The organism is Mycobacterium sp. TH-M103 (assembly GCF_057473785.1).
The window spans coordinates 18,350-29,499 of sequence record NZ_JBYCLG010000239.1 but is presented as its reverse complement, the minus strand read 5'-3'; the positions used below and the strand labels follow the sequence as shown (position 1 = coordinate 29,499).

Genomic DNA, 11,150 nt, shown 5'->3' with positions numbered 1-11,150 from the left:
GCAGCACCTCGACCTGTTCACCTGGCTGCGCGGCGACATCCTGGTCAAGGCCGACAAGATGACGATGGCCAACTCGCTGGAGCTGCGGGTGCCGTTTCTGGACCCGGAGGTGTTCGCCGTCGCGTCCCGGTTGCCCGTGGATGCCAAGATCACCCGCACCACCACCAAGTACGCGCTGCGCCGCGCGCTGGAGCCCGTCGTACCGGCCCACGTGCTGCACCGGCCCAAGCTGGGCTTCCCGGTGCCGATCCGCCATTGGCTGCGCGCGGGCGAGCTGCTGGAGTGGGCCTACGCGATGGTGGACTCCTCGCAGGCCGGGCGCCTCGTCGACCTGCCCACCGTCCGCCGCATGCTCGACGAGCACCGCAACGGCGTCAGCGATCACAGCCGCCGGCTGTGGACGGTGCTCATCTTCATGCTGTGGCACGCCATCTTCGTCGAGCACAGCGTCGTGCCGCGGATCAGCGAGCCGGTCTACCCGGTGCAGCTCTGAGGGACGAGCGCAAACCTAGGTGAGCACCGCCGTGATCTCGGCGGCCGCCTCGTCGCCGTAGGCGCCGGCCAACCGGGTCTTCGCGACCTCGTGGTCCCACGTCCACTCCTGCGTGCCGGTGGACTCCAGCACCAGCACGGCCACCAGTGAGCCCAGCTGCGCCGAGCGCTCGAGGCTCAGATCGGCGCTGCGCCCGGTCAGGAAACCGGCGCGGAAAGCGTCGCCGACCCCGGTGGGGTCGACCTGACTGGTCTCGGGCACGACGTCGACGTGGATGCTGGTGCCGTCGGGCTGCACCACGTCCACGCCCTTGGGGCCCAGCGTGGTGACCCGCAGCCCGATCTGCGCCATGACGTCGGCCTCCGTCCAGCCGGTCTTGGACAGCATCAGGTCCCATTCGTAGTCGTTGGTGAACAGGTACTCCGCACCGTCGATGAGCTTGCGGATCTCGTCTCCCGACAGCCGGGCCAGCTGCTGGGACGGGTCGGCCGCGAACGGGAGGCCCAGTTTGCGGCACTCGTCGGTGTGCACGACCATCGCCTCGGGGTCGTTGGCGCCGATGATCACCAGCTCGGGCTTGCCGATACCCGAGACCACGTCGGCGAGCTTGATGTTGCGGGCCTCCGACATGGCGCCGGGGTAGAACGACGCGATCTGGGCCATGTCGACGTCGGTGGTGCAGGTGAAGCGCGCGGTGTGCGCGCTGTCGGAGATCAGGACGTGGTCGCAGTTGACGTTGTGGGCCAGCAGCCACTTGCGATAGTCGGCGAAGTCGTCGCCGGCGGCACCGACGAGGGCCACATCACCGCCGAGCACCCCGATGGCGAACGCGATGTTGCCAGCCACGCCGCCGCGGTGAATCACCAGGTCGTCGACCAGAAAACTGAGCGAAACCTTCTGCAGATGCTCGGGCAGCAGCTGCTCGGAAAACTTTCCGGGGAACCGCATCAGATTGTCGGTCGCTATCGAACCAGTCACCGCGATCGTCACGAAATCTCCACCCTTCATTACTAAGGTTGTCTAGCTTACTCACGCGCATCGACCGCCGTTGCGTCCACGGTCTGCGGGAGCCGGTGCGCTAGCCTGCCTACAAACCTGACCAGTCGCGAGACCCTTGCCCAGACCCGAGCGCGGGCGTTTGCCGCCCCCGACGTCCTCCCGGGCGCCCCAACTACCACCGTAGGAGAACCACGATGGCCGGTCCGCACCCGCCGAACCACACCGTCGGAAGCGACCGTCCAGCACCGCACCCGGAGTCCCGGCCGCTCGAGTATCCCGACGGGCGCGCCGCCGGCAACCCGGTCTTCGGGGGCCCCGCGGGACCCCCGCCGCCCAATTATGCAGGTCCGCCGCCCGCGCCCGTCGGCTACCCGCAGCGACGGTCCAAGCGACGTTTGCTGGTCAGCGTTCTGGTGGCCATCGCGCTGGCCGCCGTGACGACCGTGGCGATCGTGTACGGGGTGCGCACCAACGGGGCCAACACCGGCGCGACGTTCTCGGAGTCAGCGGCCAAGACGGCGATTCAGGAGTATCTGAACGCGCTGGACCACCGCGAGCTCGACTTCGTCGTCCGCAACGCGCTGTGCGGCATGTACGACGGCGTGCGCGACAAACGCTCCGACCTGGCGCTGGCCAGGCTCGCCAGCGACGCGTTCCGCAAACAGTTCTCCCAGGTCGAGGTGACCTCTATAGACAAGATCGTGTACCTGTCGCAGTATCAGGCTCAGGCGCTGTTCACGATGCGCGTCTCCCCCGCCACCGGTGGCCCGATGCGCGGACAGGTGCAGGGCATCGCGCAGCTGCTCTTCCAGCGCGGCCAGATCATGGTCTGCTCGTACGTGTTACGCACCGGCGGCTCGTACTAGCCCCGCGCACCGTAGACCCGGTCAGCGGGTCGTCATCGGGTCAGTTGAAGGAGTCCCCGCAGGCGCACGAGCCGGTGGCGTTGGGGTTGTCGATCGTGAAGCCCTGCTTCTCGATCGTGTCAACGAAGTCGATGGAGGCACCCTCGACGTAGGGCGCGCTCATCCGGTCCACCGTCAAGGTGACGCCGCCGAACTCCGCGGTCAGGTCGCCGTCCAGTGTCCGGTCGTCGAAAAAGAGGTTGTAGCGCAGGCCGGCGCAGCCGCCCGGCTGGACCGCGATGCGCAACGCGAGGTCGTCACGGCCCTCCTGGTCGAGGAGGGACTTCGCCTTGGCGGCGGCGGCCTCGGTCAGGATCACGCCGTGGGTCTTGGCGTCCGACTCGTTTTGCACCGTCATTGCTTCTCCTACATGCCTCATCGGTACTTGGGTGGGTCGGCTTCAGCAGGGCCCGATCGGCTCCGGAAAACCCACACGTTCAACGGTACCTCGCCGGACCGCTATTCCCGAGCCGTGCCGCCACCTGTGAGGCCAATCCCATCAGCTGGTTGGCCGCGTCGGCCTGCGCGAGCCGCGCCGAGCCGGCGTAGTCGGCGATCGACAAGGCGGACATGATGCCCGCGGTGCGCACTGCCGAATTGTCCAGCTCGACCTGCCCGGCCAGCACGATCACGGGGATGCCCCGCGGACGGGCCTCGTCGGCGAGGTACCCCACCACCTTGCCGTGCAGCGACTGCTCGTCGAACCGCCCCTCCCCGGTCAGGATCAGTTCCGCGATGTCGAGGTCGTCGGCCAGGTGGGTGTGCTCGGCGATGATGGCGGCGCCCGACTCGCAGCGGGCGCCGAGCGCCAGCAAGCCGGCGCCGATACCGCCGGCGGCGCCCGCTCCCGGCTCGGAGCTCACGTCACGTCCGGCCGCCGCTTCCAGTTCGAGGGCCCACGCCTCGAGGCGCACCTCGAGTGCCGCGACGGTGGCCGTATCGGCACCCTTCTGCGGACCGAAGACGCGGGCGGCCCCCCACGGGCCCGTCAGCGGGTATTCGGTGTCCGAGGCGATGATCAGCTCGACGCCGGCCAGTCGCCGCCGCGCGACGTCCAGCCCGCCCAGCTCGGCGATCATGGCCAGGCCGCCGTCGGTGCAGGCGCTGCCACCCAGCCCGACCACGATCCGCCTGGCCCCGTAGCACAGCGCCTCGTCGATGAGCTGCCCCACGCCCCTGCTGTGGGCCGCCAGCGCGGTCTCCGGGGTCGGCGGGCCACCCAGCAGGGCCAGGCCACACGCCTGGGCGCACTCCAGGTACGCCGTCGACGACGCGGCATCCAGCACCCAGTCGGCGCGGACCGTGGTGTCCAGCGGCCCGGACACCTTCAGGCGCCGCTTCTGCCCCAGCCTGTTGGCCAGCACCTCGACGAAACCCGGGCCGCCGTCGGACTGCGGGGCCACGATGAACCGGTCGCCCGGCCGTGACCGCGTCCAGCCCGTCGCGATGGAGGCGGCGGCCTGCACGGCCGACAGGCTGTCGCCGTAGCAGTCCGGGGCCACCAGAACCAGCATGGCCGGCAGCTGGAGACGACCTGGCGCGAGGCCGGCGGGGCCACCACCCGACGCCATCGAGCCATCGTCCATCACAGCCAGCCGTTCAGCACAGGGCTAAGCGTAGGGCCATCCTCATCGCCGGCGCATGCCTAATAGCAATGCTTTCCGGGGCGATTCCGTGTCGGGCCCGCCGCGAAGTAACCTGGCGGCTGTGAAGCTACTGGGCCGCAGGAAGAGCCACGAAGACGACCTCGGCGAAGGCGCGCCGGAGCCGGGCTCCGGTTCCGGCGACGCAGACCGCGGCGAGTCGCGCCGCACCGCACCCAAGGGCCGGCCCACCCCCAAACGCAACGACGCCCGGCGCAGCGCCAAGAAGGGCCCGGTCGCGCCCGCACCCATGACCGCGTCGGAGGCGCGGGCCCGGCGCAAGTCGCTCGCCAAGCCCAAGCTCACCCGCGAGGAGCGCCGGGCCGACAAGGCCGCCAGCCGGGCCCGGATGACCGAACGCCGCGAGCGCATGATGGCCGGCGAGGAGGGCTACCTGCTGCCGCGCGACCAGGGGCCGATACGCCGGTACGTGCGCGACGTGGTGGACTCCCGGCGCAACCTGCTGGGGCTGTTCATGCCGGCGACGCTGTTCCTGCTGTTCGTGATGTTCGCGGTCCCCCAGGTGCAGCTCTATATGTCCCCGGCGATGCTGGTGCTGATGGCGGTGATGGCCGTCGACGCGTTCATTCTGGGCCGCAAGGTCACCAAAATGGTCGACGCGAAGTTCCCGAAGAACACCGAAAGCCGTTGGAAGCTGGGCCTTTACGCCGCCAGTCGGGCTTCCCAGATGCGCCGGATGCGGGCGCCCAAGCCCCAGGTCGAGCGCGGCAGCAGTGTCGGCTGAGCGTCGCCTGAAAGCCGCCTGAACCCGGTGCGCACGCTGGTGCTCGGCGGGATCAGGTCGGGCAAGTCGCGCTGGGCCGAGGAAGCCATCGCCGGGTCGCTGCCGCCCGGCGAGCCCGTCCGTTACCTGGCCCCCGGCCAGGTCGACGAGACCGACGCGGCCTGGGCGGAACGCGTCGCGCGGCACCGCGGCCGCCGGCCCGCGCACTGGGCGACGGTGGAAACCGGGGAGGTCGCCGCCCAGCTGCGGCAGTCGCCGCACGCCCCGGCGCTGGTCGACGATCTCGGCGCCTGGCTGACGGCCGTACTGGACGGCAACAACGCGTGGGACGCCGGTTCGCCGGCGGAGCCGGTGCAGGAGATGATCGACGACATGCTGGCCGCCGTCGCTGCGTTCGCCGCCCCGCTGGTGCTGGTCAGCCCGGAGGTCGGGCTGACCGTCGTGCCGGCCACCGCGGCCGGACGCCGGTTCGCCGACGAACTGGGCGGGCTCAACCAGCGCGTCGCCGCGTTGTGCGATCGGGTGGTGCTGGTGGTGGCCGGGCAAGCGGTGCCGATCAAGCCGATCAATCCGTCGGCGGGAATCTGATGGAGTTCCCGCCGATCTCGCCGCCGGATGCGGCCGTCGCCGCGGCCGCGCGCGCCCGTCAGGACATTCTGACCAAACCGCGGGGCGCCCTCGGCCGCCTCGAGGACCTGGCGGTCTGGACCGCGTCGTGCCAGGGGCAGTGCCCGCCGCGGCAGTTCGGGCGCGCCCGGGTGGTGGTGTTCGCCGGCGACCACGGCGTCGCCGCCTCCGGGGTGTCGGCGTATCCGCCGGAGGTCACTGCGCAGATGGTCGCCAACATCGCGGCCGGCGGCGCGGCGATCAACGTGTTGGCCGAGATCGCGGGGGCGACGGTGCGGGTCGCGGACCTGGCGGTCGACGCCGACGCTGCCTCCGAGCGCATCGGCGCCCACAAGGTGCGCCGCGGCAGCGGCGACATCAGCGTGCAGGACGCATTGAGCGACGAGGAGACGGTCGCGGCGATCGACGCGGGCCGGCGCATCGCCGACGAAGAGGTCGACGCCGGCGCCGACCTGCTCATCGCCGGCGACATGGGCATCGGCAACACCACCCCGGCGACGGTGCTGGTGGCGGCGCTGACCAACACCGAGCCCGTCGCGGCCGTCGGCTTCGGCACCGGGATCGACGACGCCGCGTGGGTGCGCAAAACGGCCGCCGTGCGCGATGCACTGTTCCGGACGCGGCTGGTGCTGCCCGACCCGGTGGGGCTGCTGCGCTGCTGCGCCGGTGCGGACCTCGCGGCCCTGGCGGGTTTTTGTGCGCAGGCGGCGGTGCGGCGCACGCCGCTGCTGCTCGACGGCATGGCGGTCACGGCCGCGGCGCTGGTCGCCGAGCGCCTGGCCCCGGGCGCCCGGCAGTGGTGGCAGGCGGGTCACCGCTCCGCCGAGCCGGGCCACACGCTGGCCCTGGCGGCCCTGTCGCTGGAGCCGATTTTGGAGCTGGGGATGCGGCTGGGCGAGGGCAGCGGCGCGGCGACGGCGCTGCCGGTGCTGCGCGCTGCGGTGGCCACGCTGGCGTCCATGGCAACCTTCGGCGAGGCCGGCGTCTCCGACCGACCGTCCCCGTGATACGTTCGCTGGCAACGGCTTTCGCGTTCGCGACGGTGCTGCCGGTCCCGCGCGCCGCGACCGGCCCGCTGGGCCGGGGCGCCATGACGGCGCTGCCGGTGGTTGGCGCCGCCCTGGGCGCGCTGGCCGCGGCCGTCGTGCGGGGCGGCGCGGCGGTGTTCGGGCCGGCCAGCCCGTTGCCCGGGCTGCTCGCGGTGGCGGTGCTGCTGCTCGCGACCCGCGGCCTGCATCTCGACGGCGTGGCCGACACGGCCGACGGGCTGGGCTGCTACGGGCCACCGGAGCGCGCGCTGGCGGTGATGCGCGAGGGGTCCACCGGGGCGTTCGGCGTGGCCGCCGTCGTGCTCACGATCGCGCTGCAGGGCTTCGCGTTCGCAGCCCTGGCACCGGCGGGGATCGTCGTGGCGGTCGTCGCGGGCCGGGTCACCGCGGTGCTGGCCTGTCGCCGAGCGGTCCCGGCGGCCGAGGGCAGCGCCCTGGGCGCGCGCGTCGCCGGCAGCCAGCCCGCGGCGGTGGCGGCGGCCTGGGTCGCGGTGTTGCTCGCCGCCTCCGTGCCGGCCGCTCCGCGGCCGTGGCAGGGGCCGGTGGCGGTGCTGGTGGCGGCGTGCTGCGGGGCGGTCCTGGCGGGGCACTGCGTGCGGCGGTTCGGCGGTATCACCGGTGACGTGCTGGGCGCCGCCATCGAGTTGACGACGACGGTCGGCGCGGTGACGCTGGCCGGCTTCCAGGGGTGAGCGGACAGCAAAGCTAGCCCAGCCGGGCCATCCAGCCGTGGGTGTCGGCGAAGGTGCCGCGCTGGATTCCGGTCAACGTGTCGCGCAGCGCCATCGTCACCTCGCCGGGATCGCCGTCGGCGATGGTGAACTCGCCGTCGCCGTACTTGACCCGCGACACCGGGGTGATGACGGCGGCGGTGCCGCAGGCGAACACCTCGGTGATCTCGCCGGCGGCCGCCTTCTTCTGCCACTCGTCGATGTCGACCTTGCGCTCCTCGACGCTGAAGCCCGCGTCGATCGCCAACTGCAGCAACGAATCCCGCGTGATGCCCGGCAGCAGCGAGCCGGACAGCTCCGGGGTGACCAGCCGCGCGGAGCCGCCGCTGCCGAAGACGAAGAAGATGTTCATCCCGCCCATCTCCTCGACGAAACGGCGCTCGACGGCGTCCAGCCACACCACCTGGTCGCACCCGTTGTCGGCGGCTTCGGCCTGGGCCAGCAGCGAGGCGGCGTAGTTGCCGCCGAACTTGGCCGCACCTGTGCCGCCCGGGCAGGCCCGCACATACTCCGTGGACACCCAGACGCTGACCGGGCTGATGCCGCCCTTGAAGTAGGCGCCGGCCGGCGAGGCGATCAGCAGGTAGCGGAACTGCTTGGCCGGCCGCACCCCCAGGCCCGGCTCGGTGGCGATCATGAACGGGCGCAGGTACAGCGCCTCTTCCCCGCCGGCGGCGGGCACCCAGGCCTTGTCGACGCCGATGAGCTGACACAGCGAGCCCATGAACAGTTCGTCGGGCAGTTCGGGCATGGCCAGCCGCCGAGCCGACGAGCGCAACCTGGCGGCATTGGCCTCGGCGCGGAACGACACGATCGAGTCGTCGGACCACCGGTACGCCTTGAGCCCCTCGAAGATCTCCTGCGCGTAGTGCAGCACGATCGCCGAGGGATCCAGCTCGATCGGCCCGTACGGGATCACCCGTGCGTCGTGCCAGCCCTGGCCGTCGGTGTAGTCGATCGACACCATGTGGTCGGTGTGGTACTTGCCGAAACCCGGTTCGGCCAGGATGGATTGGCGTTCCTCGTCGGTCGCCGGGTGTGGCGAGCGTGAAACCGTGAATTCAGGGGAGCCGCTCGTCATGGCGCCGATTGTATCTCCGGATGCGATGGTGCTTTTGCGGCCGGGGAACGCGACCCGAACTCAAATGGCGGCTAATGGGTTTTCGCCGCGACGAAAGGTGGCCGCACGACGTCGCATTCGACGGCGCGGCCACGCACGTCGACGGTGACGCGCCGGCCGTCCTCGATGCCGGCGTCGGTGTCGATCAACGCCAGACCTATGCCGACTTGCAGCGTGGGCGAGAACGTTCCGGAGGTGGTGACCCCGACGGGGGTGTCCCCGGCGAGCACCGTGAGCCCGGGGCGCAGCACCCCGCGTCCGACCATGCGCAGCCCCCGCAGCAGCCGCCGCGGCCCGGCGGCCTTCTCGGCCAGCAGCGCGTCGCGACCGAAGAAGGCGGGCTTCTTCCAGCCGACCGCCCAGCCGCACCGGGCCTGCAGCGGGGAGATGTCCGGCGAGAGCTCGTGCCCGTGCAGCGGGTAGCCCATCTCGGTGCGCAGGGTGTCGCGGGCGCCCAGGCCGGCTGGCTCGCCGCCGGCGGCACGCACGGAAGCGACCAGCGCGTCGAACACCACCCCCGCCGAATCCCAGGGCGGCAGCAGCTCGTAGCCGTGCTCGCCGGTGTAGCCGCTGCGGCACACCCGCACCGGCACCCCCGAGTAGGAGGCGTCCGCGTAGGCCATGTACTCCATGTCGGTGGGTAGCCCCAGCTCGCCGAGCACGTCGGCCGACCGCGGCCCCTGCACCGCCAGCACCGCGTAGTCGCGGTGCTCGTCGGCGACAGTCACGCCCGACGGCGCGACCGCCCGCAGCGCCGCCACGACCGCGGCGGTGTTGGCGGCGTTGGGCACCAGGAATATCTCGTCGGCGGCGACGTAGTAGGCGATCAGGTCGTCGATGACCCCACCGGATTCGGTGCAGCACAACGTGTATTGCGCCTTGCCCGGGCCGATGCGGTTCAAGTCGTTGGTGAGCGCGGAGTTGACGAACTCCTTGGCGCCCGGTCCGCGAACCAGCGCCTTGCCGAGGTGGCTGACGTCGAAGAGGCCGACGGCGTTGCGGGTGGCGTTGTGCTCGCTGACGGTGCCGGCATAGGACACCGGCATCAGCCACCCGCCGAATTCGCCGAGGTTGGCGCCCAGCTCGCGATGGCGGTCTTCCAGTGGTCCGTGCAGCAGCTCTGGCCCGTCGCTCACGCCATCCCACCCTAATCGGCGCCGCCATCGCCACGTCGGGGCAGGGGGCCTGGGCCCGCCGCAGGTGACTAGGGTGATTGCCCGTGACCACCGAACCGGGCTACCGATCCCCTGCCGTCAACGTCGCCACCTCGCTGCCGAAGCGCGGCGCGGGTGCCTCGGTCCTGCTGGTGCCGGTCGTGTCGGCCGGCGAGGAGGACAAGCCGGGCGCGGTCGTGGCGTCGGCCGAGCCGTTCCTGCCCGCCGACGCGGTCGCCGAGATCGAGGCCGGCCTGCGTGCCCTGGACGCCACCGGCGGCAGCGAACAGGTTCACCGGCTGGTGGTCAACTCGCTGCCGGTGGGCAGCGTGCTGACCGTCGGGCTGGGCAAACCCCGACCCGAGTGGCCGGCCGACACGGTCCGCCGCGCCGCCGGTGTGGCGGCACGCTCCCTGGGCAACGCCGAGACCGTGCTCACCACCCTGGCCGATTTGCCCGGCGAGGGCGTCTGCGCGGCCGCGGTCGAGGGGCTGATCCTGGGCAGCTACCGGTTCACCGACTTCCGCAGCGCCAAGACGGCGCCGAAAGACAAAGGGCTGCGCAAGATCACCGTGCTGTCCGGCTCCAAGAACGCCAACAAGCAGACCGCACACGCCGCGGCCGTCGCGACCGCGGTCGCCACCGCCCGCGACCTCGTCAACACCCCGCCGAACCACCTGTACCCCGCCGAATTCGCCAAACGGGCAAAGGCTTTGGGCGAATCCGTCGGCCTCGACGTTGAGATCCTCGACGAAAAGGCCCTGCAGAAGGGCGGTTACGGCGGCATCATCGGCGTCGGCCAGGGCTCGTCGCGCCCACCGCGGCTGGTGCGGCTGATCCACCGCGGGTCGCGGCTGGCCAACAAACCGCAGAACGCCAAGAAGGTCGCGCTGGTCGGCAAGGGCGTCACGTTCGACACCGGCGGCATCTCGATCAAGCCGGCGGCGTCGATGCACTACATGACCTCCGACATGGGCGGGGCGGCCGCTGTCGTGGCGACCGTCGCCCTGGCCGCGCAGCTGCGGCTGCCCATCGACGTTATCGCCACGGTGCCGATGGCCGAGAACATGCCGTCGGCCACCGCGCAGCGCCCCGGCGACGTGCTGACGCAGTACGGCGGGACGACGGTCGAAGTGCTCAACACCGACGCGGAGGGCCGGCTCATCCTGGCCGACGCGATCGTGCGGGCCTGCGAGGACAAGCCCGACTACCTGATCGAGACCTCCACGCTGACCGGCGCGCAGACGGTGGCGCTGGGCTCGCGCATCCCCGGGGTGATGGGCAGCGACGAGTTCCGCGACCGGGTCGCGGGGATCTCACAGCGGGTCGGCGAGAACGGCTGGCCGATGCCGCTGCCCGACGAGCTCAAGGAAGAACTGAAGTCAGGAGTGGCCGACCTGGCCAACGTCAGCGGCCAGCGCTTCGCCGGCATGCTGGTGGCCGGTGTGTTCCTGCGCGAGTTCGTCGCCGACGGGGTGGCGTGGGCGCACATCGACGTGGCCGGCCCGGCCTACAACACCGGCGGCCCGTGGGGGTACAGCCCCAAGGGCGCCACGGGCGTGCCGACCCGCACGATCTGGGCGGTGCTGGAAGACATCTGCGAGAACGGCTGACCGGCTCATTTGGTCAGCATTGCGAGCACCGCGCGGGAGTCCGGCCGGGACCACGTCGACGGGCGGCAGGT

At 71.5% G+C, this 11,150-nt stretch carries 12 protein-coding genes; 7 read left to right on the top strand and 5 right to left on the bottom strand.

Going from position 1 to position 11,150, the window contains the following annotated elements:
- The coding region (locus AC2VOR_RS13890) for an asparagine synthase-related protein (protein WP_486963962.1) at positions 1-493 on the top strand (493 nt) is incomplete at its 5' end.
- A 15-nt stretch (positions 494-508) separates the two neighbouring features.
- Here AC2VOR_RS13890 and AC2VOR_RS13885 read toward each other — a convergent pair.
- A complete protein-coding gene (locus tag AC2VOR_RS13885) occupies positions 509-1,483 on the bottom strand; it encodes a carbohydrate kinase family protein (RefSeq protein WP_369738268.1) in 975 nt (324 codons plus the stop codon).
- Between the two features lie 203 nt (positions 1,484-1,686).
- On the opposite strand from AC2VOR_RS13885, the gene AC2VOR_RS13880 reads away from it, so the two are divergent.
- Positions 1,687-2,358: an Rv0361 family membrane protein gene (locus AC2VOR_RS13880; RefSeq protein ID WP_369738267.1), complete on the top strand. Its 672-nt coding sequence runs from the start codon at positions 1,687-1,689 to the stop codon at positions 2,356-2,358.
- Between the two features lie 40 nt (positions 2,359-2,398).
- Here the strand turns inward: AC2VOR_RS13880 and AC2VOR_RS13875 are convergent, their stop codons facing one another.
- Entirely contained in the window at positions 2,399-2,755 is a 357-nt protein-coding gene (locus AC2VOR_RS13875; protein ID WP_369738266.1) for an iron-sulfur cluster assembly accessory protein, read from the bottom strand.
- A gap of 79 nt (positions 2,756-2,834) precedes the next feature.
- Positions 2,835-3,911: a glycerate kinase family protein gene (locus AC2VOR_RS13870; RefSeq protein WP_369741542.1), complete on the bottom strand. Its 1,077-nt coding sequence runs from the start codon at positions 3,909-3,911 to the stop codon at positions 2,835-2,837.
- A gap of 193 nt (positions 3,912-4,104) precedes the next feature.
- On the opposite strand from AC2VOR_RS13870, the gene AC2VOR_RS13865 reads away from it, so the two are divergent.
- Genes AC2VOR_RS13865 through AC2VOR_RS13850 form a run of 4 tightly spaced genes read left to right on the top strand, consistent with a single transcriptional unit; the run spans position 4,105 to position 7,153 of the window.
- Positions 4,105-4,785 carry a DUF3043 domain-containing protein gene (locus AC2VOR_RS13865; protein ID WP_369738265.1) on the top strand — a complete coding sequence of 227 codons (681 nt, stop codon included), beginning with the start codon at positions 4,105-4,107 and terminating at the stop codon, positions 4,783-4,785.
- Positions 4,786-4,812: 27 nt separating this feature from the next.
- Positions 4,813-5,373, top strand: a complete 561-nt coding sequence (locus AC2VOR_RS13860; RefSeq protein ID WP_369738264.1) for a bifunctional adenosylcobinamide kinase/adenosylcobinamide-phosphate guanylyltransferase — start codon at positions 4,813-4,815, stop codon at positions 5,371-5,373.
- Entirely contained in the window at positions 5,373-6,419 is a 1,047-nt protein-coding gene (gene cobT / locus AC2VOR_RS13855) for a nicotinate-nucleotide--dimethylbenzimidazole phosphoribosyltransferase (RefSeq protein WP_369738263.1), read from the top strand. The genes AC2VOR_RS13860 and cobT overlap by 1 nt, the downstream gene beginning before the upstream one ends.
- A complete protein-coding gene (locus AC2VOR_RS13850) occupies positions 6,416-7,153 on the top strand; it encodes an adenosylcobinamide-GDP ribazoletransferase (RefSeq protein ID WP_369738262.1) in 738 nt (245 codons plus the stop codon). Before cobT ends, AC2VOR_RS13850 begins: the two co-directional genes overlap by 4 nt.
- Positions 7,154-7,166: 13 nt before the next feature.
- Here AC2VOR_RS13850 and AC2VOR_RS13845 read toward each other — a convergent pair whose 3' ends face one another.
- Together AC2VOR_RS13845 and gcvT are read right to left on the bottom strand one after the other, a co-directional pair.
- Complete coding sequence (locus tag AC2VOR_RS13845; RefSeq protein WP_369738261.1) at positions 7,167-8,273, bottom strand: branched-chain amino acid aminotransferase; 1,107 nt, start codon at positions 8,271-8,273, stop codon at positions 7,167-7,169.
- A 71-nt stretch (positions 8,274-8,344) separates the two neighbouring features.
- Complete coding sequence (gene gcvT / locus AC2VOR_RS13840) at positions 8,345-9,448, bottom strand: glycine cleavage system aminomethyltransferase GcvT (protein ID WP_369738260.1); 1,104 nt, start codon at positions 9,446-9,448, stop codon at positions 8,345-8,347.
- A gap of 83 nt (positions 9,449-9,531) precedes the next feature.
- On the opposite strand from gcvT, the gene AC2VOR_RS13835 reads away from it, so the two are divergent.
- Entirely contained in the window at positions 9,532-11,079 is a 1,548-nt protein-coding gene (locus AC2VOR_RS13835) for a leucyl aminopeptidase (protein ID WP_369738259.1), read from the top strand.
- Positions 11,080-11,150 lie beyond the last annotated feature (71 nt).